At 52.8% G+C, this 26302-nt stretch carries 21 protein-coding genes; 10 read left to right on the top strand and 11 right to left on the bottom strand.

Annotation, left to right across the window (positions count from 1 at the left end; translation table 11 throughout):
- Positions 1-20: 20 nt before the first annotated feature.
- The 3 genes from ACYQ8U_RS05130 to galE form a co-directional block, all read right to left on the bottom strand.
- Complete coding sequence (locus ACYQ8U_RS05130) at positions 21-1475, bottom strand: 4Fe-4S dicluster domain-containing protein (RefSeq protein ID WP_459944594.1); 1455 nt, start codon at positions 1473-1475, stop codon at positions 21-23.
- A gap of 14 nt (positions 1476-1489) precedes the next feature.
- Entirely contained in the window at positions 1490-1984 is a 495-nt protein-coding gene (locus tag ACYQ8U_RS05135) for a hydrogenase maturation protease (protein WP_459944445.1), read from the bottom strand.
- Positions 1985-2300: 316 nt separating this feature from the next.
- Positions 2301-3314 (bottom strand): UDP-glucose 4-epimerase GalE, encoded by a 1014-nt coding sequence (gene galE / locus ACYQ8U_RS05140; RefSeq protein WP_459944446.1) that lies wholly within the window; start codon positions 3312-3314, stop codon positions 2301-2303.
- A 130-nt stretch (positions 3315-3444) separates the two neighbouring features.
- On the opposite strand from galE, the gene ACYQ8U_RS05145 reads away from it, so the two are divergent.
- On the top strand, positions 3445-3633 hold the full coding sequence (locus ACYQ8U_RS05145; protein WP_459944447.1) for a tautomerase family protein: 189 nt from the start codon (positions 3445-3447) through the stop codon (positions 3631-3633).
- 68 nt (positions 3634-3701) lie between these two features.
- Here ACYQ8U_RS05145 and ACYQ8U_RS05150 read toward each other — a convergent pair whose 3' ends face one another.
- On the bottom strand, positions 3702-5669 hold the full coding sequence (locus ACYQ8U_RS05150) for a helix-hairpin-helix domain-containing protein (protein WP_459944448.1): 1968 nt from the start codon (positions 5667-5669) through the stop codon (positions 3702-3704).
- Between the two features lie 139 nt (positions 5670-5808).
- Between ACYQ8U_RS05150 and ltaE the strand changes: the two genes are divergently transcribed.
- Positions 5809-6831 (top strand): low-specificity L-threonine aldolase, encoded by a 1023-nt coding sequence (gene ltaE, locus ACYQ8U_RS05155; RefSeq protein ID WP_459944595.1) that lies wholly within the window; start codon positions 5809-5811, stop codon positions 6829-6831.
- Here ltaE and ACYQ8U_RS05160 read toward each other — a convergent pair.
- From ACYQ8U_RS05160 to ACYQ8U_RS05170, 3 genes are read right to left on the bottom strand one after another with little or no spacing between them, the layout of a single operon-like run.
- A complete protein-coding gene (locus ACYQ8U_RS05160) occupies positions 6815-8167 on the bottom strand; it encodes a protein kinase domain-containing protein (protein ID WP_459944449.1) in 1353 nt (450 codons plus the stop codon). The two genes, ltaE and ACYQ8U_RS05160, sit on opposite strands and share 17 nt — an antisense overlap.
- 3 nt (positions 8168-8170) lie before the next feature.
- Positions 8171-8896, bottom strand: a complete 726-nt coding sequence (locus ACYQ8U_RS05165) for a metallophosphoesterase family protein (protein ID WP_459944450.1) — start codon at positions 8894-8896, stop codon at positions 8171-8173.
- A gap of 7 nt (positions 8897-8903) precedes the next feature.
- Complete coding sequence (locus ACYQ8U_RS05170) at positions 8904-10739, bottom strand: ABC-F family ATP-binding cassette domain-containing protein (RefSeq protein WP_459944451.1); 1836 nt, start codon at positions 10737-10739, stop codon at positions 8904-8906.
- A gap of 263 nt (positions 10740-11002) precedes the next feature.
- Between ACYQ8U_RS05170 and ACYQ8U_RS05175 the strand changes: the two genes are divergently transcribed.
- From ACYQ8U_RS05175 to ACYQ8U_RS05190, 4 genes are read left to right on the top strand one after another with little or no spacing between them, the layout of a single operon-like run.
- On the top strand, positions 11003-11965 hold the full coding sequence (locus tag ACYQ8U_RS05175) for a peptidoglycan DD-metalloendopeptidase family protein (protein ID WP_459944452.1): 963 nt from the start codon (positions 11003-11005) through the stop codon (positions 11963-11965).
- Positions 11966-11988: 23 nt separating this feature from the next.
- Positions 11989-12402: a bactofilin family protein gene (locus ACYQ8U_RS05180; protein ID WP_459944453.1), complete on the top strand. Its 414-nt coding sequence runs from the start codon at positions 11989-11991 to the stop codon at positions 12400-12402.
- A 16-nt stretch (positions 12403-12418) separates the two neighbouring features.
- Positions 12419-12682, top strand: a complete 264-nt coding sequence (locus ACYQ8U_RS05185) for a hypothetical protein (RefSeq protein WP_459944454.1) — start codon at positions 12419-12421, stop codon at positions 12680-12682.
- The gene (locus tag ACYQ8U_RS05190; protein WP_459944455.1) at positions 12679-13458 is read left to right on the top strand and encodes an ATP-grasp domain-containing protein; all 780 of its coding nucleotides are present in this window, start codon (positions 12679-12681) and stop codon (positions 13456-13458) included. The genes ACYQ8U_RS05185 and ACYQ8U_RS05190 overlap by 4 nt, the downstream gene beginning before the upstream one ends.
- Positions 13459-13614: 156 nt before the next feature.
- Here the strand turns inward: ACYQ8U_RS05190 and ACYQ8U_RS05195 are convergent, their stop codons facing one another.
- Positions 13615-13932: a TusE/DsrC/DsvC family sulfur relay protein gene (locus tag ACYQ8U_RS05195; protein ID WP_459944456.1), complete on the bottom strand. Its 318-nt coding sequence runs from the start codon at positions 13930-13932 to the stop codon at positions 13615-13617.
- Positions 13933-14500: 568 nt separating this feature from the next.
- On the opposite strand from ACYQ8U_RS05195, the gene ACYQ8U_RS05200 reads away from it, so the two are divergent.
- The gene (locus ACYQ8U_RS05200) at positions 14501-16396 is read left to right on the top strand and encodes a peptidylprolyl isomerase (RefSeq protein WP_459944457.1); all 1896 of its coding nucleotides are present in this window, start codon (positions 14501-14503) and stop codon (positions 16394-16396) included.
- Positions 16397-16457: 61 nt separating this feature from the next.
- Here ACYQ8U_RS05200 and ACYQ8U_RS05205 read toward each other — a convergent pair whose 3' ends face one another.
- Positions 16458-17180 carry a recombinase family protein gene (locus ACYQ8U_RS05205; protein WP_459944458.1) on the bottom strand — a complete coding sequence of 241 codons (723 nt, stop codon included), beginning with the start codon at positions 17178-17180 and terminating at the stop codon, positions 16458-16460.
- Between the two features lie 269 nt (positions 17181-17449).
- On the opposite strand from ACYQ8U_RS05205, the gene ACYQ8U_RS05210 reads away from it, so the two are divergent.
- From ACYQ8U_RS05210 to ACYQ8U_RS05220, 3 genes are read left to right on the top strand one after another with little or no spacing between them, the layout of a single operon-like run.
- Positions 17450-21619: a DEAD/DEAH box helicase gene (locus ACYQ8U_RS05210; RefSeq protein ID WP_459944459.1), complete on the top strand. Its 4170-nt coding sequence runs from the start codon at positions 17450-17452 to the stop codon at positions 21617-21619.
- Between the two features lie 4 nt (positions 21620-21623).
- Entirely contained in the window at positions 21624-22457 is an 834-nt protein-coding gene (locus ACYQ8U_RS05215) for a substrate-binding periplasmic protein (RefSeq protein ID WP_459944460.1), read from the top strand.
- On the top strand, positions 22454-24229 hold the full coding sequence (locus ACYQ8U_RS05220) for a hybrid sensor histidine kinase/response regulator (protein ID WP_459944461.1): 1776 nt from the start codon (positions 22454-22456) through the stop codon (positions 24227-24229). The genes ACYQ8U_RS05215 and ACYQ8U_RS05220 overlap by 4 nt, the downstream gene beginning before the upstream one ends.
- Here the strand turns inward: ACYQ8U_RS05220 and ACYQ8U_RS05225 are convergent.
- Together ACYQ8U_RS05225 and cobA are read right to left on the bottom strand one after the other, a co-directional pair.
- Positions 24219-24632 carry a cereblon family protein gene (locus ACYQ8U_RS05225; RefSeq protein WP_459944462.1) on the bottom strand — a complete coding sequence of 138 codons (414 nt, stop codon included), beginning with the start codon at positions 24630-24632 and terminating at the stop codon, positions 24219-24221. The genes ACYQ8U_RS05220 and ACYQ8U_RS05225 overlap by 11 nt on opposite strands.
- Entirely contained in the window at positions 24622-26166 is a 1545-nt protein-coding gene (gene cobA, locus ACYQ8U_RS05230) for a uroporphyrinogen-III C-methyltransferase (RefSeq protein WP_459944463.1), read from the bottom strand. Before cobA ends, ACYQ8U_RS05225 begins: the two co-directional genes overlap by 11 nt.
- Between the last annotated feature and the right edge of the window lie 136 nt (positions 26167-26302).

A 26302-nucleotide genomic window follows, 5' to 3' on the forward strand; every position in this document is an offset into this window, starting at 1 on the left:
AGCTGTCTCCTCTCCATTTATTATTTTTTAGCCTTCTCCGGCATAATCAAGGCGTCGGCAACAAGCTCCCAGATGTACTTCACCTCGACCCCGAGATCATATTCCTTGTTGAGGGATTTCATGATCTGATCACGGCAGTTATGGCATGGAGCAACGACCAGCTTGGCACCGGATTCGGAAATCTGCCGGGCCTTGATGCGGCCGTAAAACACCCGCTCATCGGAATACGGCATGGCCCATGCCCCGCCACCGGCACCACAGCAATAGGCGCCATTGCGGTTGGGAGTCAGCTCACGCACATCGTCGCAGCAGGCTTTCGTCACTGACCGCCCTTCCTCGAAATACGCCTTACCGAATGCTTTCAGGGACTTACGACCGTAGTTGCACGGGTCGTGATAGGTGGTAGGTATGGCATGTTTCGACTTATCAAGCTCTATTTTGCCTTCTTCTATATAGTGCAGCAGTAAATCAAAAACAGTGACAATCTTGAATTCCTTGAGGGCTTCCGGATACCATCTGTTCAACCCGGACCGGGTTGCGAAGTAGGCGTGGCCTCACTCGGGAAGAAGGAGGACCTGACAGTTCAGCCTGCGCATGTTGTCGACGATACGGCCGACCACCGTTTTCATCGCTTCATCGTCCCCGGAAAAGAGTCCCCAGTTCACTCCCTCCCAGTTTTCCGAAGAGATGGTCCAGGATTCCCCGGCGGCGTAAAAGATTTTCCACCACCATTTCATATCGTCCGGCTCGGCAAAGGGCTCTTTCGAATTGACCGTCACCAGCAGCCGCGCTCCATGGACATCAATGGGCGTCTTAAAACCGGGACAGCACTCTTCGGCCAGTTCCTCGCCAAGATCCTCACAGAGAAAGAGAAAGTCATCCTTGGGGATACCCAGGTTATTGCCACGCTCAAGGCACATGGTGACACCTTTATGGATTGGCCCCGGCACCTCTGCTCGTTTTCTCGTTCCCCTGATTTTACGCATCAGGGCGACGATTTCAATATTCGCCGGACAGGACTCCTCGCACTTGCCGCACATGGTGCATTTCCATGGCCAGCTCGAGGCAACCAGCTCCTCATCCATGCCAAGCACCGCCATCCGCACAATCTTGCGCGGATCGAGGCCATCGACCCCGGCAATGGGACAGGCACTGGCACAGGTACCGCAGGTAAGACAGGCATCACCCCAGGACGGTTCGATGGCGATGCCACTTTTCCGCCCCGTGAGCAGCAGCGGCTCCCGGTCGGTTTCTTCCAGGGCTCCGAGAGCCTTCGGGCTGACATTGTTCGCCGGACGGACATGCGGCTCACGGCCGAACTTTTCGCAGAGTTTCTGGTAATCATGAAATTTCATGAGGTACTTGCGGCCTGGACCTTCCTTGGCTGGAAGACTGCCGGCATTGATCCAGTTCCTTATGGTATTTCGATGAACGCCAAATTCTTCTGCAAGTTCGCTGACTTTAAATTCATACATCATAAAAGGTCACCTCATTTGACAGTAAGAGAAAGAATTTGTGCTATTTTTTCACACGCTTCTGTAACAGCTTTGGACATGGCGGGCGAAAGGCCCGGGGCAATCTCTTCAGGGATGTATTCTATTTGAGCCGCAAGGATGAGAATTTCTATGCCGGTGTTCTGCTCAAGCTCCTGCAGTAAATTTACCGTAGGAAACTGATGAAGAGAAAAATCATGGATTTTTTTGGCGGGAATCTCGATCGGCAGAATCTGAAAGACTTCACCGGGTGAGCGATCCGGGAAATCAACCGCATCCAGGATGATTATTTTTTTCGGCCGACCTTCTTCGCTCAGCAGATAATCAAATAAATATTCACGCACGCAGGTGCCGACATCTATGGCCTCCAGCCCTTCAGGGAGTGCATAGCGACTGTTCAGTTCGTCTACTACGGCCGGACCATAGCCGTCATCGCCCATGATGACGTTGCCGCAGCCAAAAATCATCGTTACATTTTTCGTTAGTCGCATTGTGCAAACAGTGCCTCCACCTTGATTTTTCGAGAAAATACCATTCAGAACAGGCCAACGCAAGGCTATTTTTACCGATCAACACAACATATACGGCATATTAGCGAAACGACTAGCATAAAATGCACATTTATTTTTCTTGATGACTGGGCAACGGCACATGAACGCCACATTGTCGCACAACATACCGACATGAGGCAACTTCGGGAGAAACAAACGGGGGGTGAGGGGGGAGGATGCCGACAGGCGGCAGAAAAAAAACCAGCAGGCATGCACCCGCGCAAATGATCGGATGCATGATGTCCTGCGGTGTTGGTCAGAAACCCTGGGGATTATTGACCTGCCAGCGCCAGGAATCTTCACACATTTCGCGCAAGCCATGCCGGGCCCGCCAACCGAGTTCACGAAAGGCCTTGCCGGGATCGGCATAGCAGACGGCGATATCCCCGGACCTGCGGCCAACGACCTGATAGGGAATCGCCCGTCCACTTACCTCGGCAAAATTACGGATCATCTCCAGCACGCTGTAGCCTTTGCCGGTACCAAGGTTATAGACCACCACGCCCGGTCGCTGGGACAAGCGGTCAAGGGCCTTGACATGCCCCGCCGCCAGGTCGACCACATGGATATAATCCCGCACGCCGGTGCCGTCGGGAGTCGGGTAGTCATCGCCAAAGACGGAGAGTTGTGCAAGTTTACCGACGGCCACCTGGGTGATATACGGCACCAGATTATTCGGGATCCCACCTGGATCCTCACCTATTCGGCCGCTTTCATGGGCGCCGACCGGGTTGAAATAACGCAGCAGACAGACGTTCCAGTCGGTGTCGGCGGTGTGCATATCCCGCAGAATTTCTTCAACCATCAGCTTGGTTCGCCCGTAGGGATTGGTGCAGGAAAGCGGGAAATCCTCGGTTATCGGTACGGTTGCCGGATCGCCGTATACCGTGGCCGAGGAACTGAAAATAATATTTTTTACCCCGTTGGCAGCCATCACCTCACAGAGGACAAGGGTGCCGGTAATATTATTATGGTAGTAGAGCAGCGGTTTTTCCACCGACTCCCCGACCGCCTTTTTACCGGCAAAATGGATTACTGCGTCAAATTTTTCGGCGGCACAGGAAAAAACCTCCTGCAGCCCGGCCTGATCAAGAAGGTCCACCTCGAAAAAGGCTATTTTTTTCCCGGTCAGCTCCTCGACCCGGTTCAACGACTCACGGCTGGAGTTGGACAGATTATCCACCACCGTCACCTGGTAACCGCCGTTGAGCAGCTCAAGACAGGTGTGACTGCCGATGTAGCCGGCGCCTCCGGTCACTAGAATATGCATATGTCCCTCATTACAATGAAGTTAAGGTCTTTTTTTCCGACAAAAAAATGGGTACATTGATGATCGACGCAGATTACGAGCGCCTTTTCATTCCATCCATAACACAGACATTATACTTTAAGGAGGTATCATGCCCTATGTAAATATTCGGCTTGCCGGAACCCTCACCAGGGAACAAAAACAAAAGATCAGCAAGGGTGTCACCGAGGTGATCTGCAAGGAGGCCAACAAGCCGCCCGAGGCTGTTCTTATTTTTATCGATGAGGTTCCCCATGAAAACATTGCCAAGGCCGGGAATCTTCTCCAACCGCCGAAATAGTCTGACCGTTTTCTTGTTTTCTCGCTGGCAATGATCATCAGGCGACGCGCGCAATACCCGCGTCGCCTTTATTTAATCAGCGCCAGGTAGTCCGCCTCCGACAAACGCTGCACGCCCAGAGTCTCTGCTTTCTTCAGCTTGGCCGGCCCGACCTTTTTCCCGCAGACGAGCAGGTCGGTTTTGCCGGTAATTGCATCGCCGACCCGGGCGCCGAGAAGTTTCGCCTGTTTTTTCATGTCCTCCCGCCTGCCCTGCTGCATGGCGCCGGTAAAGACGATCAGCTTGCCGGCCAATGACCCTTCGCCGACGGCCTGTTCATCGGCGACAAGCGGTGTCCTGATCAGATTAAAGCCCATGCCGTACATCGCCCAAAAGAGCTCGGCCGATGCAGCCAGCCCGGACAGCATGGCTTCGGCAATTTTTTCGCTGAACCCTTTGATGACGACAATCTCCTCGCGACGCAGGGCAAAGACCTGCTCCAGAGGATACACGCTGAGCAGCTTCTCACAGTTGCCCATGCCCATCCGGTAGATGCCGAAGGCGGCGAGAAAACGCCAGTCCTCAATCGGTTCGACCAGACTCCTCTGCAGCTGACTAACCATGTTTTCCGCCTGCTTCGGCCCAAAGCCCAGGTTGACGAAGTCCTCTTCCCCCAGGCTGTAGATGCCGGGAATCGTGGTAATCCCTCCAGCATAGATCTTCTGGATCGAGGATGGTCCAAAGCCGTCATTATTGCCGAGAACCTTAAAAAAATGTTCCACGGACCGGGTGATCTGCGCCGGACAGTTCATATTGTTGACGCAGAGCAGAAAGTCATTTTCCCAGATAAGCCTGGACCCGCAGCTCGGACAACTCTCCGGCAGCTGGGGATCGACCGGGACCAGCACCTCCTCTATCTTCGGAATGACCTCGCCGCTGCGCGACAATCTGATTATTGCCCCCGGACCAACACCATTTTGCCGCACCATATTATAGTGGTGCGCCGTTGCCCGTCGTATCAGTGCCCCACTCAATCTGGTCGGCTCCACTTCGACGACCGGATTCACCCGGCCTGACCGCGAGGTCTGGGCCACAACCCGGAGCACCTCCACCTCGGCGGTTTCGGTATTTCTTTTAAAGGCTATCTGCCAGCGATGGTGATGCCGGGTGGCCCCCATATACTCCTTGATCCGGTCATCTTCAATCTCAATGACGATGCCATCGACATCGTAATCGGTTTTTTGCCACAATTCGTCGATGATGCGGTCAAAACCGGTCCAGAGATCCTGCCAGGATCCCTGCCAGCTCGGCAGCTGGCTAAACGGATAAAACACCGCATTTTTCGAGCTGATGGCCTCTGCCGCCGGGGCTTGCAGCTCCTTTTCCTTGATCAAACTGGCCTGGAAATTCCTCGAGTTATCAAACAGGTCGGCCAGATGTTCGCGGAAGTAGCTGCGGCTGACGACAATCTCCCCCGCCCCGAGCCCGCGTCGGCCGTCACCCGCCACCTGTAGACCACGGTCAAAAACCCGGCTGATATCCGTACCGCGCCGCCCGTCCCCCCGGGTATACAGCATCTGCCCGTCGTCGTAGGCGGCAAAACCATCGAGTTTTGGCGTGGCGCGAAAAACCAGCGAGGAAAAATCGATGCCGCAGTCCTCCGCCGCCTTGGCTATCCGTTTGGCCCACCTCTCGATTGCGGCAATTTCATAGGCTTTTTCGGTGGAAAGCATGCGCACCGGCAGCTCAACGGTTTTTGTCTCGAGCAGCGGTTCCGGTTCGACGGTGTGCAAAAACGGATGGTCGGGAAGCCTTCGTCGCAATTCTTCGAGAAAGATGAAGTCGTACTGCTCATCGGAGACCAGCGGCTCGCCCGCCCGATATAAGAGATTGGTCAGCTGAAGAAATTCCACCAGCCTGTCATCATCGACATCGGACACAGCCATTTCCGGGTCGGTAAATGTTGCCACATCATCTTCGCTCAGGTGGTTGAAGGCAAATTCAGCCTCGGCCAGAATCTGCTGTTGCGATTCGCTGAGCCTCTTTTTTTTTCCCATCGCTTTCTCACTCCGTCTATTGTACATACACGTTTGCGGGATTATACCTACCTACAGTGCATTCCTTGCCAAAAACAAGGAATGCACTGCTAAGGTATGTATACTTTTTTTATACAGTGTACAACCGGGAAGAGAAATGATGAAAAAAATCGACTTGCGCAGCGATACCGTTACCCAACCCTCCGAAGCAATGCGCCGGGCCATGGCCATAGCCGAGGTGGGCGATGATGTCTACCGGGATGACCCGACGGTCCTCAGGCTGGAAAATTACGTCGCCGAGCGGCTCGGCTTTGAGGCAGCCATTTTTACCACCAGCGGCACCCAGGCCAACCTGATCGGTCTCATGTCCCACTGTGGACGGGGAGACGAATATATCGTCGGCCAGCTGGCCCATACCTATCGATATGAAGGCGGCGGCGCCGCTGTTCTCGGCTCCATCCAGCCGCAGCCCATTGAATTTGAACCCGACTCGACGCTGTCGCACGCCAAGATCGAAGAAAAGATCAAGCCAGACGACATCCATTTCGCCAGAACGCGTCTTCTCTGTCTGGAAAACACCAGAAACGGCAAGACGCTGCCCCTCGAATATCTGCAACAGACGGCGGTTTTCGCCAACGAGAAAAACCTCCGCCTACATCTCGACGGGGCCAGGCTTTTTAATGCGGTTGTCAAGCAGAACGTCCCGGTCCAGGATATCACCCGACATTTCGATTCCGTCTCGCTCTGTCTGTCCAAAGGATTAGGGGCGCCGGTCGGCTCAATGCTCTGCGGCGCAGCCCCCTTTATCGAAGAAGCGCGGAAATGGCGGAAAATGGTCGGCGGCGGCATGCGACAGGCGGGGATCCTTGCTGCCGCCGGGATCTACGCCCTGGAAAATAACATAGACCGACTGGCGGATGACCATGCACATGCCGAAATCCTCACACAAGGACTGGCCCAGTTTGACCAGCTGGCGGTGGAAAGAGACCCCGCCCAGACCAATATGGTCTTTTTTACCACGGAGGCGGAAATCGCCAAAAAACTGGCCGAATTCCTGGCAGAAAACAATATTCTCATCAGCCCCGGCAAAACAACCAGACTGGTCACCCACCTCGACATCAGCCGCGAGGATGTCGCCTATACCCTGGGCAAGATCGGCGCATTTTTCAAGGAGCGGAGCTGACTGCACAGACCGAGGCCACGCCGTCCCGGTCAAGCCGGTCGAAAAAGCTCTCCACCACATCGACCATCCAGGCTTGTTTTTTGGTGCAGTGATCGCTGGTCCACAGCCAGTGCACCGTGTCATCAAAAAGCGGCCAGCCGGAACAGCGCACCCCATGCAGCGGGGGGCTGAGGATAGTGCGGGCTTCTTCAAGGGTGGGCAATCGCCAGCTGTTGCGGCCCTGCCAGGTGATGCTGTTGAGATGGGACACATATTCTTTTGCCTGCTGCCAGTCAAGGGTAAAGCCTGAACCACGCCGCTGCCAGTAGAGGCCGCTGTTGGTTTCCAAGGCCACCTGCCGCCCGATAACGGTGAAATTCTGCAGGGTATAGTGCAGCGGCCGCAGCAGGTCATCGAGGCCAAGGAGTTGCCGGATATCTTTATACATCACCCGGCACGGCTCCTTTCTGATTGCCCCGCACAGTGGCCGCCAGTCCTGCGCAGAGCGGCTCTTTTCCTTGTCGGAGCTGTTCAGCTTCGGGGGCGCAAGCGGCAGGACCTCAACGGCCAGGCGCATCTCCAGGGCCGTTGCGTGGCGATGGGCTGGATTTGCCGCCAGGCTTTTCATGATGCACGCATCCCATTCCGGTCCAAGTTCGGGATTCAAACCACTCGGAGGCAGAATCTTCCCCTGTCGATGGTCGACGAGTTGCCCGGTCAGCATCCGGTAGCCCATTACTCCCAGGCTGAACAGGTCGGCCCGGCCGTCGGTCAGCTGCGGATTTTTTTCCTGTTCGGGTGCGGCGTAGTAGGGCGAGCCGACCTGCATCCCGGGAATGGCCGTTTTTTCCTCCCCCCGGACCCGGGACAGGCCGAAATCGATAATTTTTATCCGGTCATCACTGGTCAGCATCAGGTTGAACGGCTTGATATCCCGGTGAATAATCCCGGCAAAATGCAACCGTTCAAGCCCCTTCAAGGCCTGCACCAGGTAGGATTTTGTTTTCGCCGCGGAAATAATTCGTGAGGGGGTTTCAACCCGATACGATTCGCCGATAAAGGCGCCGATGGAATGGGCAAAATACTCGAGGACGATAAAGGGCTGCCCCTCATGCTCGTCGCAGTCGATAACCTTGGCAACATGATCATGGGACAGATTGCCCATGATTTTTGCCTCTTCGATAAACATTTCCTTCAGCCGTGCCTCCCCGACCAGATCGACAAAGATCTCGTTTCTCGGCTGAAGTATCTTCAGGGCCACCAGTCGCCCGGTAATCGGTGCCTTCGCCTTATAGACGGTGCTCATGCTGCCCCGCCCCAGGCGGCCGATCACCTCATACCTGCCAATACGCTTCATCGGTCAACGCAGCCTCAGGGCATAGATATCCGGAAAACCCAGATCTCTGATTTTCTGCATGGTCTTCTCGTTGTCGTACTCGACAAATCGAACCTCGAACAGCCATTTTTCACTATCCCATAGAATATATTTGGCCCGCTTGTCGCCATCTCTAGGCTGCCCGACACTGCCGCAGTTGATGATATATTTTTTGTCCGGCAGCAGCACTACCGTTTCCCGCCCGAGAGCCCGGCGGCTCACTACCCCGTCGTGCCCGGTTACCAGCTGCAGCCGGTGGGTGTGTCCGACAAAAAAGAGGCTGGCTTGCGCCGAGGCGAAGAGCGCAGCGATCTTTTCATCCGACTGCCGGTCCAGATAGCGAAAAACCGAGTCCGGCGGACAGCCATGAACGAAATGTGCGTTGGCGACGAGAAGATGGGTCGGCAGACTACGGCAATAGTCCTTGCTTTCGCCGGACAAAAGCTTTTCCGTCTCGATATTGTTTTCCGCGGCCTGAAAATTGAGCCATCTCCTGCCGCGCGGATCAAAAAGGGCGAATTCATGATTACCAAGCACGGATTGATAGCCGAGCTGCCGCATGCGGCAAATCACCGCCTCCGGATCAGGACCATAGCCGATATTATCGCCAAGACAGATACCCCGCTGTGCGCCCTGGGCCTCGAGATCGCCACGCACCGCCTCGAATGCCTCGAGGTTGCCGTGAATATCGGCAAGTACAGCTATCTTCATTTGACGCTCATCCGCTCTTTTTCCCTTCCAGTTCATCCCAGCGATGGTACAACTGCTCCACCTTCGCCTGCGCTGCCTCCAGTTCCTGCCAGCACTGGGCCAGCTCATCCGGGTTGGAGACTATTGCCGGCAGCTCCATCTTCTTTTGCAGCAGCTCGACCCGCTCCTCTTCAGCCGCGATGGTCTCCTCGATCTGGTCGTACTCGCGCTGATCCATGTAGGACAATCGACCGCTGCTTTTTTTTTCCGCAGGCTCCTGGCCGCCTTTGACGCTGCCTTTCTTGGCGCTTTCCTCTCCTTTCCCACTCTCCGGCAGATCGGCCAGCCACTGCTCGTAATCCGCGTAATAGATGACCCCGCTCTTGCCGCCAAAGCCGAGCAGCCGCTGACAGACCCGGTCAAGCAGATACCGGTCGTGGCTGACCAGGACAAGTGCCCCGGGAAAATCCAGCAGGCTTGCCTCAAGGACATCCAGGGAGGCAATGTCGAGATCATTGGTCGGCTCATCGAGGAGCAGGATATCAGCCGGCTGCCGCATAAGTCCGGCAATGAGGATACGGGCCTGCTCTCCTCCGGAAAGTTGCCCGACCGGTGTTTCCAGCTGGTCAGGACGAAACAGAAATTTTTTTGCCCAGGACACCACATGCAGCGACCGGCCGTTGTACATGACCGCATCGCCCTCCGGGGCCAGTGCCCGACGCAGGGTAAGCGTCGGATCGATAGTAGCCCTGTTCTGGTCGAAAGAGACGATGCGGATGTTATCAGCAGCCTTGACACTGCCGGAGTCGGGGACTTCACCCGACGGATCGGCTGCCCCGGCGAGGATTTTCATCAGTGTCGATTTACCGCAGCCGTTTCGGCCGAGCAGGCCAAGCCTGCTGCCTGGCGACAGAACAATATCGAGGTCGCTGAACAGGGTTCGCTCGCCGAATGCCTTGGCAATGCCCTGGGCTTCGAGCAGTTTTTTGGTTTTCCTGCCGGTGGCTTCAAAGTCAATCTGCACATTTGACAGCGAGCGGTTTCGAGCTTTCACCTCCGCCAGCTCGCCGGTCAGTTTATAGGCTTCGTCAATGCGATATTTGGCCTTGGTCGACCGCGCCTTCGGGCCGCGCCGCAACCACTCGATTTCCCGGCGGGCTTTATTGGCCAGGCGTTCTTCCTCCTCCATCTGCCCGACGAGGAACTCTTCACGTTTCTCGAGAAACTCCGAGTAGGAGCCCTGTACCTGAAAAGTTCCTTCAGGGTATACCGCGGACAGCTCGACAATTCTGTTGCTGCAGTTTTCCAGAAAATGCCGGTCATGGCTGACCAGCAGGAAGGCGGATGGCCCGGCGTTGCCGGTGAGCATTTTTTCCAGCCAGAGAATGCCTTCGATATCAAGATGGTTGGTCGGTTCATCCATGACCAGCACATCGGGAGCGACAAGCATCGCCCGGCAGATCGACAACCTCTTGCGCCAGCCGCCGGACAGATTCTTTACCGGCGCGTCGCCGTCGGGAAATTCCGCGCGGCTGAGAAGCGTATCGATCCGGTAGTATTTTTCCGTCTCTTCGATATCTTCGTCACGCAGTGCCGCCATGAGGTTATGGCTGACGCTGTGTTCCTCATCAAAGAGATCCTCCTGGGCCAGGTAACTGAGACGGACAAATTTGCGGCACAGGAGCTGCCCGCTATCCGGCTCCTCTAAGCCACAGATAATTTTCAATAATGTTGATTTTCCCGAGCCATTCGGCCCAATAACCCCAATCCTGTCGCCATTACTGACCGTCAGGTTGATATTCTGAAAAAGAGCTTGGGCTCCGAAGGATTTGGCAACTGATTTACAGGTAATAAGATTTGACATAACGGACCAAAAAACGGAAGATGAAACACGGAAACGAGACCTTTACGAACCGTGACATTCCTGGCGGATGGTAAAAATACGTAGCAGATACAGTACATTCAGGGCGAATCGACACCAGAGGAAAGGCTTTTCTTGTTGATTAATTCATCCCACCCTTGTATACAAGAGGAGATTTTACTCATTGTATCCGGGGAACTCTTTCAATAGACTGCAGACATCATACTTATTGTTTTCCTGATTAACAACTCTTTTGGATTCGTATAATGGATGAACAGCTGCATATTATTATAGCCGGCAACAAGGGAAAAGTTTTTAAGCTTCCCTGTTCAAGAAAAAAAATATGCCTTATCATCTCGGCATCGGTCGTTGCTCTTTTGGTCCTCACGGTCACCAGCATCGTTTCCTTCTCTCTCTATAGCAAAAACTGCACTATTTCAAATCAGCTCGTCCGCCTGCAGGAAAAACTCCACACCAGCAGTGAACAGATGGCCAGGCGCAACATGTTGACAGAGGAAGAACGGCTAAAACTCGACATAAAAGTTGCCCGGCTGGAATTGAACAACATGAAGCAGGCCAGGGCTAAGAAGGAAAAAGAATCGCTGCTCTCCACTGCCATCGAAGAACTCAATGTACGCAATGAACTCATTGAGAAAATTATTGGCAGTATCGGTATCAAAATACCGCAGAACAACGACGGTGATTCAAAACACCGTGGTGGCCTGTTTATCGAGCAGCCCGATACGGAAACGGATGAACTTCTGTATAAGGCTGACAAATACCTCAATACTATTCGCTGCCTGCCTCTTGGTACACCGGTGCAGGGAAGTATCACCTCCAGATTCGGCAAACGCAAAGACCCACTGAATAAAAAATCGGCCTTTCATCCCGGGGTGGATATTCGCGGCAAAAGAGGGGAAAAAATTTACGCTACTGCCGACGGCGTCGTCATAAAATCCTTTCGAAACGGCGGATACGGCAACTATGTCGTCATCGACCACGGCAACGGCTACACGACTTCCTATGCCCATATGCAGAAATATCTCGTCCAGAAAGGCAACAGGGTAGAGAGAGGTCAGCTCATAGGTCTGGTCGGTAATACGGGCAGATCGACCGGCCCGCACCTGCATTACGAGATAGCGCTGGATGACAAACCAATCAACCCACATAACTTCATGAAGGTCGCAAGCCTCCTGAAAAAGACGTCTTCTTTGCCGGAGAAAAAATAACCATGGCCATGTTCGGAAAATCAATGAACGTAGAACAGGAAATGAAAAAAGTCGACGGCGAAGCCATTTCATCAATTATTGATAAAAGCATGACCATCAGAGGTGAAATGCGATTCAAAGGCAAAACACGGATCGATGGGACGATAACCGGCAATATCGACGGAGAACACCTCATCCTCAGTGAAACCGGCAAGGTCGTAGGCGACATACAGGCATCTTCCTTGAACTGCTATGGAATCTTTGAGGGGAATGTCCATGCCACCATGCTGACGGCGAGAAAGAACTGCTCCATACATGGGAAGATCGAGGCAGGCAGTTTGACTGTCGAACCCGGTGCATCGATCGAGGGAGAAATTAAAGCAGCAGCAAAAGATCTGAAACCTACGGAAAAGGATAGTTCAATTACCCTGCCCGTGAAAAAATCTGTTGAAAAATAAACTGTTATAGAAAAAGATGCAAAAGCGACCATCGTCTATACCATTTGATCCACCTACCGTTGCAAACCTACTCAAATGTCCGTACTGCGGCAACGAATCGGGTTTTTTCGAGATCACCGACGACGTCATCACCACAACGCATTATATCCAGAACAGCGACGGCAGTTTCACCATTGAAAGCAAAAGCTCCCAGTCTCTTGGCGATGTCAAGCTCTTTTGCGGCAACTGCGAGGAGGACATCACCGAATTCCACCAGCGGTTCTCGGAGATGATTTTTTGAACGATCCCCCGGCGCTCATCCTTGATAACCAGACCCTCTTTTCCTGCTACCAACAGCTCAAAACAAACGACATCATATGCGGCAGAATCCGTTTGAAGCCAGGCGAAGAGCATGTGCTGCTTGACCTGCTCGAACGGGGAATACGCCTTATTCCATCAGCGACGGCGCAGCTGGCAAGCAGATCAAAAACGTTCCAGGCCAGGATATTCAGTGAATTCATGCTGCCGGGTACCTTAATAATTTACGACACCCACGCATTACTCAGCGCCTCCTCTTTTTACCGACAGCAGCAGTACAGCAAAGTCATCGTCAAACACGACCGAAAAAACGGCGGCCTGGGTATACATATCTTCAACAACATTGAAGAACTGTACAACCATGCGGGCATGGGATCCTTTTCTTTTCCTTTTGTCATCCAACCTTACCAAAGCACAAGCAGGGACATCCGGGTGATTATTCTCGGTGACTATCTCGAGGCCTACGAACGGATTAATCCATACAGTCTGAGGAAGAATCTGCACTGCGGAGGACATGCGTCACCGTATGTCATTCCTGAGCAACAGCTGGATTTCTGTAGAAGAGTCATGCAGCGCGGGAAATTTCCCTATGCCCACATCGACCTCATGCTGACCGCGGACGGTGCATGCCGTCTCCTGGAAATAAATCTTCGCGGAGGGTTAAAAGGGGCGAAAATATCGGGGAGGGAGTATCTGGACAGGCTGGCAATGATCCACGAAGATCTTCTGACGGAAATGAATGTGCCTCGACAAAGGTAAACGTTTACAGCTCGAAGGATATACAGTTTTTAGGTTTTCCGGTGAACATTTAGCGATAAGGCATGACAGCAGGATACAGATGCGGAAGCAGAAAAAAGGGAGAATGCCACACAGGCATTCTCCCTTTTTTTCGTACGGTATCAGTGTGTTTAATTATTATACACAGCCTGTCGGCTTGGGCAGGCCAGCCATTTTACAGGCTCCCTTGCCAGGTCCTGATGGGAACAGCTCGTAAATTCTCTTCAGTGGAAAACCGGTGGTCTTGGAGAGAATACGAACCATTGGTGCGATTCCGTTCTTTTTGTAGTATTCCTGCAGGGCATCGATAACTTTCTGATGCTCGTCAGTCATTTCACTGATTCCTTCAACGCCTTTGACATAATCAACCCAATCCTGGTTGAAATCATCACCTTTCAGCAGGAATCCGTCTTCATCTACTTCAAATGTACTTCCGTTGTGTTCGAGAGTTGGCATTACAAACCTCCTTAGAATATTATTTTTTATAGCTTTCGCCGTTTTATAATCTAGAGCTAACTACGGCTTATTACTATAGCCGAAACAATTTGTCAAGTGATTGACGAACCATTTATACAGCTTAATTGGGCACCCGGAACGCCTGGAAAAACAACCTAACGTTCTAACAACATACAACAAATAACATCTACAGGCAAAAATGAACGCCTCACATGCATGGGCAAAATTGTCGCTGCACTAAGACAGTTCGACATACTGTTGCCGGGAAAACAGGGACTCATGTTAACAAGCTGAACAGCATACCTTTTTCGTTGCATATGTCTATTATTTTTTCATTCCGTATGTATTTCTGCGGAGATCGCTTCGCCCGCCACCCGTCAATCCACTTGGTATGACGGGAGCGGGAAATCGATTTTTACTTGCACAGGGGAACAAGAAAGAGTAAATCGAACAGACTGTTATATCCTTGGTTTGTCATGCCAACCTATTGCCGCTGAGTTTTTTCGCTCGTGATAAAATCAGCTCACAAGCCACCATAAACTTAACCACAAGCTCTTAATCTACTTTCATGCTGCAGATACTCCGCAAAAAAGCCCAATCGACTTTTATTCAAATCATCGTGGTCATTATTGCCCTGGTTTTCATATTCTGGGGTGTCGGTGCCAATCTCAGTGGAGACCGCCAGTCGGCATTGGTTGTCAACGGTGAAACAATTACCTTTCAGGAATTCCAGCAGGCCTACGACAGGGCATATCAACGGCTCAGTGACCAGTTGGGCGGCACTGTGCCAAAGGGACTCGCTGAAACCTTCGGGATCAAGCAACAGGTCATAATGCAGCTGGTGCAGACAACACTTTTGCGGCAGGGTGCGGAAGAGATGGGCCTGCAGGTCAGTGCGCAGGAAATCCGAAAGATTATTGAACAGATGGTGCAGTTTCAAGAAAACGGCGTGTTCAATATTGATCGATATAAAGCCGTGCTGGCGGCAAACAGAATGGCGCCGACAAAATTTGAAGACTCGATGCGGTTTGATCGCCTGTCTGAGGTGGCCGCCCTGGAAATCAGCAACTTTGCCGGCGCAGTAACGGATTTTGAAATCGAAGAGGTCTATCGCCGGCAGAATGAAAAGATCGCCGTCAACTATGTGCAGATGAGTCCCGAGCAGTATGTCGACCAGGTGACGATAGATGACACAAAATTGAAGGCCTGGTTTGAAACCGTCAAGGACAACTACAAATCCGAGCCACAGATCAAGCTGAAATATCTGGCATTTACCTATGACGCGGTCGGGCGCAAAGTAGCAATCGACACGAGCAAAATTGAGGAATATTACCGCAATAACGTAACAGACTTTCAAGTTCCCGAGCGAAGACACGCTCGCCATATTCTTCTGTCAGCAACTGAAGAAGACTCTGCCAAACGGCATCAGGAGCAGGCCGAAAAAGCAGAAGAAGTCCGCAAAATTGCCCTGACAGGCAAGGATTTCAGCGAAGTGGCCAAAGAATATTCAGAGGAGCCTTCGAAAGATTCGGGTGGTGATCTCGGATTTTTTTCCGCAGGACAGATGGTACCGACTTTCGATCAAGCTGTTTTTGCCATGCAGCCTGGCGAAATCAGTGAGGTAGTGAAAACACAGTTTGGCTACCACATCATTAAGCTTGAAGAAATTCAAGCGGCAAAAACCAGCCCTCTTCCTGAGGTCGCTGACGAAATAAAAACCATACTGCAAAGAAAAGAGGCGGAAAACCTGGCCTTCCAGGTAGCCAACGATGCCTATGAGGGAATAATCAGCGCAGGGAGTCTGACAAAATATGCCGAGATGCACCCGGATACAGCCATTGTACAGACCGACTTTTTCCCAAAAAGCAATGCTCCGGCTGCTTTGAAAACCGACACGCAGTTTTTAGACAAGGCCTTTGAGTTGAATAAAGGGGAACTGAGTTCCCTGATCAAAGGGCAGACCGGCTATGCAATTCTCTTTGCTGAAGATGTCAAGGAACCCGAAATCCCTGCCTTTGAGAGCATAAAGGACACCCTGGTAAAGGATTACCAAGAAGCGGAATCCATGAAATTAGCGGAAACGTCTGCCAACAAACTGCTCAAGAACCTCCGCGAAGGAAAAACCCTGGAGGCTCTGGCCAAGGAGATGGACCTCCCCGTTTTGGCGTCCGGTTTCATCAAGCAAAGTGGACAAAACGACCAGACGACATTCCCCTCTGCCCTGCTGGGCGATGCCTTTCTGCTCTCTGCATCTTCCCCCTTACCTGAAAAACCCGGTAAAGTCGGCAACGATTTTTTTGTCTACACCTTTGCCGACAGACAGGTCCCTGATTTGCCCGACGACAGTGAAGAAATCGAACAATATCGGCAAAATCTGCTAAGGGCCAAGCAGCAACAGCTCCTTTCCGCCTGGCTGCGTCACCAGGAAATGAATGCGAAAATAACCAGACATCCAAGCCTGTAAAAACGGTTGATGCCAGGGCAGAGAGCCGATGCGACGGAGTGAGGCGTGGAACGTTCCCGCCTTACTCTGCATTCCTCGCAGCCAGCAGGGCTGCCTTCTTCTTGATATTACTCTCCAGGACTCTCCGGACCCCCGCATGGGAGAGTTGAATATCGTAGTCGTTCTTCAGTTTTCTGGAAATATCGCGATAGGACCAGCGATCCTCACGCATAGCGCTTATCGCCTGGATGACTTGCTGCTGGGCAGCATTTTCGACCAGCTTTTTGTCATCATTTACCTGCCAGCCAAAGGGTACAGGTCCGCCGATATACCTGCCCTGTTTTTTGAGATTTCTCTTGGTCGCGCGAATTGCTTCGCCATGGCCGCAGTTTTCACATACAGCCAGGGCGGATAACAGTTTCCCGACGATCCCGGCACTCCCTTCCGAGACAACCAGCTTTCTCTTCTCATCGACGGTGATGTTCCCACCGAGATCCATGCAGTACACGGCAATGTCATTGTTTCGTAACGTCCTGAGCAGAGCAGCGCCCTCTACTGCTGAACTGAGCATCCACTCCGCTTTCAGGATGACAAGCGCATCCCGGGCGCAACATTCCTCAACCAGTCTGCGGCCTTCGGGCCTCTCCCTAAAAGGTCGTTTCAATCCGGCCCCCTCTTCGACCCGCATCTCATCTATTGCCAGACCGATGGTCCGTGCATACTCATGCAAAGCACTTTTCTGCTCTGCTTCCGCCACCAGATGGTCGTTTTCCAGGGCGAGAAATATATAGCCAAATACAGTCATTGTCCTATCTCACACTTTGTCATGGTTACCAGGCGAAAAGCCGTAAGCAGGTTGCCTGCGTCGCTATCACTTTCTGCGCAGGGGGCGATATATAGGCTATAACGGGGTTTTCCGTAGAGTTGCCGCTACCTGTCCGGGAAAAAAGGTACAGTTTTTGGTTCTCATTGGATACAGACAGTGATATAGTAACTGGTTCTCTTTTCGCTCCGCGCGAAAAATACCGACGATATTTACGGGAAAATTTTTCCGCCAAGACTACCCAGGCGTCTATGCAAACTCATGTCACCCTCCTCGAACAGTACCAGAAACTCTCGCCCTTTGAACAGGCCCTGCTGCAATTACTGTCAATTGTCTATGAACCGGCTCATTCAACGCTCGTCGTCAACTGCCTGCGCAAGCTGGATCTGAAAAATCCGCGGGGAAACAAACCGACAGCAGCCAATCTCAGTCACTATTTCAGCAAATTCGAACAACTGGGTTTTCTGACCAAGGATCGTCAATGTGTTGACGAAATAGTTGAAGTTCTCAGCAAAATAGCAGTAAAAGAACAGACTTTCAATATTTTTGCCAAAACCATCCAGGACGAGGCGCCGGTCTCCTACTATTACGGCAAATGGACAATCAGGTGCTGGCGCGGCATGCGTGAGATGCGGATCGGCGTCTACACGCAGCAGTTTGATCTTATCGATGACGCCTCCGATTTTATTGAAAACCAATGCACTGAGCTCCTCACCGATCCACCACCGACTGTGCGGATCATGACCCGGCCGTTTGACGCTGCATGGTTTAGAACGCTGCCTACATCTTTTCAGTTTTATCTGCTCAACAATGTCCTGCAATATGGCCAGGCAACCCTTTCCAATTTTCCGGATTTAATCGATTTTCTGAACAGTAAAGTTGAGTTTGCCCACCTGTCGATGGACGAACAATTGCCCTTTAAGCGGCTCCTTTTCAACGAACTGCTGTTTAGGGGCCGATTGGTGGAGGCAGAGGAGCTGATAGACGAGCACCGGGATTCTTTTTACGGCACCGGAGCGCGCGGCACCCTTTTGTTTCTTTCCGGGCACAGCGAAAAAGCATTGACCGCCTTTGCAGAAGACCTGCTCTTTCTTCAGAAATTCAGTAACGATGAGAAGGTCGCTTTTTTTGGACCGGCGGGAATTTTTTATATCCTGACCCAGTTGCAAAGAACCAGGAAAAAAGACTATTACAAAATTGCCGACAGCATCGGCGTGGCTCTTTCCCTGTTTCAGGGAGCCAGAGAAAACGTGGCGTACAATTACCTGGCCACGGTCATCAATTCGCATATCAACAAAGGACTGCAGGGGGAAGAGATTCACCTTCCCGAGGGGACAACACAAAACGTTTTGACCGTGGCCATTGCCGGCATCTGCCAGTACTGGCTCAACTCCACCGTTGAAGCGGATGTAAAGGCTGCAATTCTGTCTTTTTACCATCGATCCCGCGACCAGGGATATTCCTTATTCACCCTTGTGCTCGGTGAGATTCTCGCGACCATTCATCACGATAACAGCGACTACCTTGCCGTGACCGAAAAGTTACGTGAAGAGACGTCCATCGTCCCACTGCTGCCCATCCTCGAACCGGAAGAACCATGGAAACGCAGTCTACAGGCCCTCATTTACGCCACCAGTCAGGACGCGGAGATGCCGCAGCAGACCACCCGGATGATCTGGATGGTGGCCTTTACCGGCAAAGTAATAACCATCTCGCCGAAAGAACAGAAACTGAATCCGGATGGAGAGTGGAGCAAGGGCAGGCCAATCTCTTTATCGCGGCTGTACAAGACGAACAGGTTGAACTATCTGACCTCACAGGATCGCCGCATCTGTGCCGCTATAAAAAAGGCCAGTAATCCGGAAACCCACGCAGTAACCTTCTTCTTTGATATGGATAAAGCGCTGGTGGCGATGATCGGGCACCCCAACATCTACCTGGCGGAATCGCCGCTTACCCCGGTAGAGTTTGTCGCCGGCGAGCCTGAGCTGTTTGTCGAAGAGCGGGGCGACAACCTGCATATCTGTTTCGCTCACCCCATCACCTCCGACAACATTAATTATTACAGTGAGACACCCACCCGGGTTAAAGTTATCACCATTAACGACAACCATCGGCGCATCGCCCAGATTACCGGAAAAGACGGCATCACCGTGCCGATGTCGGCAAGTGAACAGGTGCTGACGGCCATCGGCAATATTTCCTCCTTTATGACCGTGCACTCGGCCATTGCCGTCGACAGTACCGGCAGAAAAACCGGCAATATCACCTTTGTTGAGGCCGATTCCACCATTTACATGCATCTCATCCCCTATGGAACCGGCTTTCGGCTGGAAATGTTTGTCAAGCCTTTTCAGGAAGGCGGCCATTACCTCAAACCCGGCCAGGGCGTGGAAAATATCATGGCCGAGGTCAACGGCAAACGACTGCAGACCAGGCGTAACCTCGCCCTGGAGGAAGAAAAGGCCAGAGACATCGAGGAACTCTGCCCGATCCTCGATCTGGCCATCGACATGGAGCAGGAAAACGACCGGGAATGGCATCTCTATGATCCCGACGACTGTCTGCAGGCCCTGATGGAACTGCAGGCTATTCGTGATAAAGTGGTGATTGAGTGGCCTGAAGGCGAAAAGCTGTCGATAACCCACAAGGTTTCCCTGGATAACCTGAACCTGAAGATTCGCACCAACCGCCAGAACTGGTTTGCCATGAGCGGCCAGCTCACCCTTGACCAGGGGCAGGTTGTCGAACTCAAGGAGCTGCTGGCAAAAGTAAAGAAGTCGTCAGGCCGTTTTGTCGAAATCGGCGACGGCCAATTCATCGCCCTGACCCAGGAGTTCAAAAAACGTCTCGGCGATATAAATCTTTTTGCCGAAGGTCTGGCCGACAATACCACTGACGAAATTCTCGTGCACCCACTGGCCGCCCTGCAGCTGGAAAAACTGACGAACCTGGCCAAAACCACGGCGGATGAAGGGTGGCGGCATCAGATTCAAAAAATCCGTGCCGCCCAGGATTTCAAACCGGAACTTCCCTCAACCCTGCAGGCCGAGCTCCGGGTCTACCAGCGCGAAGGATTCGAGTGGCTGGCCAGACTGGCCCACTGGGGTGTCGGCGGCTGCCTCGCCGACGACATGGGGCTGGGTAAGACCATACAATCCCTGGCGATTATCCTCAAACTTGCCGCCAATGGACCATCGCTGGTGGTCGCCCCGACCTCGGTTTCGACTAACTGGCAATCCGAGGTGAAACGGTTTACCCCGACCATCAACATCAAATTTCTTTCGACCAAAGATCGAGAAAAGAGCGTTGAAGAACTGGGAAAATTCGACCTGCTGATCACCACCTACACCCTGCTGCAGCAGGAAAGCGAGCTGCTCTCTACGGTGAAATGGCAGGTAATCATCCTCGATGAGGCCCAGGCCATTAAAAATTCCGCCACCAAACGTTCTCGGGCGGCAATGTCCCTGCAGGCCGAGTTTAAACTGATCACCACCGGCACCCCCATCGAGAACCATCTGGGAGAACTCTGGAACCTTTTTCATTTCATCAATCCAGGCCTTCTCGGCAGTCTCAATAGTTTTAACGAACGCTTTGCCGTACCCATTGAACGCTACCAGGACAGAGAGGCCAAACTCAAACTGAGAAAGCTCATCCGACCTTTCATCCTGCGCAGAATTAAATCACAGGTGCTGGAGGAACTGCCGTCACGCACCGAAGTCACTCTCGAGGTTGAACTGAGCTCGGAAGAAGCCCATTTTTACGAGGCTCTGCGGCAGAATGCCATTGATATGCTCGAGAGCTCAAGAGAAAAGAAAGGCCGACACCTGCAGATCCTGACCGAAATCATGAAGCTGCGCCAGGCCTGCTGTAACCCCCGGCTGCTCGATGCGAACAGCACGGTGGAAAGTTCCAAGCTCAGAGTGTTCGCCTCGGTGATCGAAGAACTGCTGTCCAGCAATCATAAGGCATTGATCTTCAGTCAGTTCATCGGACATCTCAGCATCATCCGCGAATATCTCGACAAACAGGACGTCAGCTATCAGTATCTGGACGGCAGTACCAGTTCAAAACAGCGAAAGTTACGCGTTGATGCCTTCCAGGCCGGACAGGGCGATCTGTTCCTCATCAGCCTGAAAGCCGGTGGGCTTGGCCTGAATCTCACCGCTGCGGATTACGTCATTCATATGGACCCGTGGTGGAACCCGGCCATTGAAGATCAGGCCTCGGACCGGGCGCATAGAATCGGTCAGACTCGACCGGTGACCATCTACCGGCTGGTCTGTAAAAACACCATTGAGGAAAAAATAGTCAAACTGCATCAAGAAAAGCGAGATCTCGCCGGAAGCCTTCTCGAAGGCAGCGATATCAGTGCGAAAATGACCTCGGAAGACCTCCTTGAGCTGATCAAGGACCAATGACCGCATGCCGAAATTCTCTCCACAAACAATTATCATCTTCTGTTGTGCAGGCTGTATTCTGTTCACGCTGTGGTTCAAATCCTCTCTCCACCCAATCACCAACCCGTCGTGGTATCGGGCCTCTCTACTCCCGGCGGCGACACAACCGGCTCCTAGGGGAATTACCGTCCATTTCCATGAACGCCGACCTCTTTATATAGCCTACAAAAACGAGGCTCGCGGCCTTGTCGCCAATCCCATCGGCCAGGCCTTCGCCTACGCCGACATCCCTTTTTCCTGGCAGGAGACACCGGCATCACGTCAACTGGAGATTATCAAGAACAACGCGGATAAAAGCTGCGCTGCCGGATGGTTCAAGACAGCGGAACGAGAGACATTCGGTCAATTCAGTCTGCCCATTTACCAGGACAAAGCTTTTGTAGCAATTACCCGGGCCGACAACACGCTTCTTGGTGACGTGGAAACCCTGGAACGGGTTTTCCAAGAAAGAAGGCTCCAGGTCCTGGTCAAAGACGGCTATTCCTATGGCCCCTATATTGACGACCATCTGCGCCGACTTGCTCCCCGACAGGTCACCACCACCGCCGATAACCAGAACCTGATGCGAATGATCCAGACCTACCGGGCTGACTATTGTTTCATGACCGAAGAGGAGGCGCAGGACCAGCTGCTCTTTTCCGGTCTGAAAAACTCGGATTTCAAACTGGTCCATTTTTCCGACATGCCCCGAGGCAATAAACGCTATCTCATCTGTTCGAAAAAGGTTGACCAGAAAACCATGCAACGGCTCAACGATGCATTGCGCTACGTCGTCCACCTGGAGGACAACACCGAATGACTCGGCAAAAAGGCCTCAGTCGGATCCCCATGTACGCCCTGGTCATCCTCACGGTGATCTTCTGTACTTTTACTCTCGGCTACGAAAAATACGCCGCCGAGCGCGCCCAGGACCGCCTTGACAAACATGCGCTGATTATTGCCGACGATCTGTGGAATTTCAATACGGAAGGAGTTGTCGAGTACCTGAAACTCGCTGCGGAAGCCGACCATTATGAAAGACTTGAGGTGGTCAACCACAATGGGGAGCTGTTTCAGTCTGTTACGATACATTTGCCGAATACACTGGAAGAGTTCCTCATCGGTATCCATCTCATCCCCCGGGTTGTTCTGGTTACTCCGGTGAGATCAAAAACAAATATCATCGGCTGGATAGAGGCCATCTGGATACCACAGACCCTCCAGATCCAGACCAATGTCTTGCTTTTTTTGTTTCTGGTGTTCGTCAGTATTACTCTCTCCAGCCGAATCCTCAGGGAAAAGCAGCTGCTCGAACAACGGGTGGTGGAAAGAACCAACGAACTCGCCGAAGCGAACAAAATCCTGCAGCAGGAATGCCGCGAACGTCTGCTGATAGAAAAGGATCGGGAGAAAATCCAGCAACAGCTTGAACGAGCGAGAAAGATGGAATCCCTCGGCTTGCTGGCCGGGGGGGTCGCCCATGATTTAAATAATGTCCTCTCCGGAATCGTCACCTATCCGGACCTCCTCCTTCTCGATATGCCCGAAGACAGCCCCCAGCGAAAAAGCATCGAAACAATCCGCAACTCAGGGCTGCGGGCCGCCGATATCATCCAGGATCTCCTTACCCTGGCCCGGCGAGGCGTGGTGCACAAACAGCTGCTCGATCTGAACGAACTGATCCGACAATACGGCGGCTCCCCGGAGTACCACAAGCTGTTGGACTATTACCCCAATATCGAGGTGAGCTATGATCTGGAGGAACCTCTTGCTCCAATACTGGGATCACCGACCGCTATGAAGAAAGTGATAATGAACCTGGTTTCCAATGGAGCGGAGGCACAACCGGAAGGCGGCCGCCTTTTTATTGTCTCAAAAAATATTCATCTGGACAAACCGCTGCAGGGCCTGCAACCGATTGCGGTTGGGAACTATATCCTTTTCCGGATTAAAGATGAGGGAGAAGGCATCAGTCCGACGGATCTGCAGAGAATCTTCGAGCCTTTTTATACCAGAAAGGTGATGGGAAGAAGCGGCACCGGGCTGGGGCTGACCGTCGTCTGGGGGACCATAGAAGACCACAGTGGCGGTATAGATATCTGCAGCAGTCCCGGAGCCGGGACAACCATCGACATCTATTTGCCGGTCAGCACTGAAAAAATCTCTCCGCCGGAGAAAGAACCGCCGGCCGAACTGTTTGGCAAGCATCAAACAATTCTCGTCGTCGACGACGAAGACCAGCAGCGAGATATCGCCTGCGCCATCCTGAAACGATTGCAGTATCAGGTATATGCCGTCGCCGGCGGGGAGGATGCGGTGGCTTTTGTGAGAAATAAAAAAGTCGACCTCGTCGTGCTGGATATGATCCTGACCGGGGCAATGGACGGATTCGAGACATACCGGCAGATCCTCGAGCTGCACCCTGGACAAAAAGCCATCATCGCCAGTGGTTTTTCGGAGACCGACCGGGTGCAGAAAACCTATGCTCTCGGCGCCGGGAGCTGCATCAGAAAGCCGTATACACTTCAGCAACTGAGTGTCGCGGTGTGGAAGGAACTACAGGTGGGCGAGCAGGAGACATTTACTCTGTAAGATTGGCCAGAATGAGGCCCCAAAATGCATGATCCCCGCTTGCAAAAGCCCAGCCAAGGTGGCTATTGCATCCCCGGCACAAGGCATAACGCCAGACATGCCCGGCAAACCAGGTGAACTCCAGCGAGGCGGCTCCGGCCTGGTAACAGCCGGGGGCAGTGCTGAAGCAGCCCAGCTCAAAAACTATTCCGGCAGGGTTAAAAAAGGTATGCGCATGGGAACCCCGTACAGCGATCTTCCGGTCCCTGCTCGTTACCGCTTTGCCGCATGCCCGGCAAAAGATGGCCTGCGCAGGATCGATCCCTTCCTGTTCCTCATCCTTTTCCACCGGCAGACCGGGCACAGGACTGCCCTGCCGGCCATCGGTCCGAAAGCAATAGCTGGTTGTAATGTTAGGCTGCATCTCCCCGGTAGTAATCAACAATGGCCTCAATCAATCCCGAGATGGTATATTCTTTCGGCTGAATGTCGACCTGCAGGCCGTTATCGGTGACCGTTTTGGCGGTGATCGGGCCGATTGCGGCTATCTTGATCCCTGACAGAATCTGCTGCAGTTCGTCCTGGTCCGCCGCATCAATCATGGCCAGAAAATTACGCACGGTGGAGGAACTTGTAAAGGTGATCATCTCCACCCCACCGTTCTTCAACTCTTCCCTCAGGCTCTCCTTATCGCCAGCAGCCGGGCAATTTTCATAGACCGGGGCAACCGTTACCTGGGCGCCGGCCCCGCGCAGGGTCTCAGGCAATATCTCTCTGGCCTGCAGAGCGCGCGGGATAAGAATATTACGCCCTTCAACTCCCTGATCGAGAAGACTTTCCGCCAGCCCTTCCCCGGTAAAGGTACTGGGGATTAAATCTGCATTGAGACCATAATTCAGGAGAAAATCGGCGGTACTCTTGCCGACGACGGCGAGATCAATCCCCTTCAGATCCCTTGCGTCCATCCCCCTGGCATAGAGGTGTTCAAAAAAATACTTCACGCCATTGAGCGAGGTAAAGAGGATCCAATGGTATTCATCCAGCCGCTCCAGTTCACTATCGAGGATGTCATAGCAATCAACCGGTTTGATGTGGATCGTCGAATATTCCAGGCAGTTGGCACCAAAATCTTCCAGGCCGGCAACAAGCTCACTAGCCTGCTCGCGGGTCCGGGTGACGATAATTTTTTTGCCGAAGAGCGGCCGCTTTTCATACCAGTCGATGGTATCGCGCAGCTTGACCACCTCGCCGACAATTATCAGGGCCGGCGGTTTGATCGCCGCATCGGTCACCACCTGGGTAATCGTCTCCAGGGTGCCGACCACCGAGCGCTGTTGCGGGGTCGAGGCCCAGCGCACGACAGCGACCGGGGTCTGCGGATCACGACCGTATTTTATGAGGTTGGCGACAATTGTCGGAAGGTTCTTAATGCCCATATAGATGACCAGAGTTCCGGCACCGGTCGACAATTTGGACCAGTCGATATTCGAACTTTCCTTGGTCGGATCCTCATGACCGGTCAAAAAGGCCACGGAGGCGGTATAATCCCTATGGGTAATGGGAATGCCCGCATAGGTGGCGGCGGCTGTCGCGGAAGTCACCCCGGGCACCACCTCAAACGGAACTCCGGCGGCATGCAGTTTCTCCAGCTCTTCGCCGCCCCGCCCGAAAATAAACGGATCGCCTCCCTTCAGGCGGACAACCATCTTCCCGGCCAGGGCGTGATCGACGAGCATCTGGTTGATTTCTTCCTGGCTGAAGGTATGCTTCACCCCGCCTTTTTTACCGACATAGATCAGTTCGGCATTGGCCGGTGCATGCTTGAGAAGCTTGTGGCCGGCAAGGTAGTCATAGACCACAACCTCGGCCCGCCCGAGCAGACTCTTTCCACGCACGGTAATGAGACCGGGGTCTCCGGGACCGGCACCAACCAGATACACCTTTCCGGGTTTTTTCATTTTGATTTTTTATCCATAATTAAAACGAACAGATATCCGCACGCCACCCTTCCTGTAAAAACAGACGAAAGAGGTGCGGGGTCCCTGGGCAACAGATTCAAAGAGCGAGAAGAGACTGCCGGCACAGTTTTTATCT

Source organism: Desulfocastanea catecholica (genome assembly GCF_054657295.1).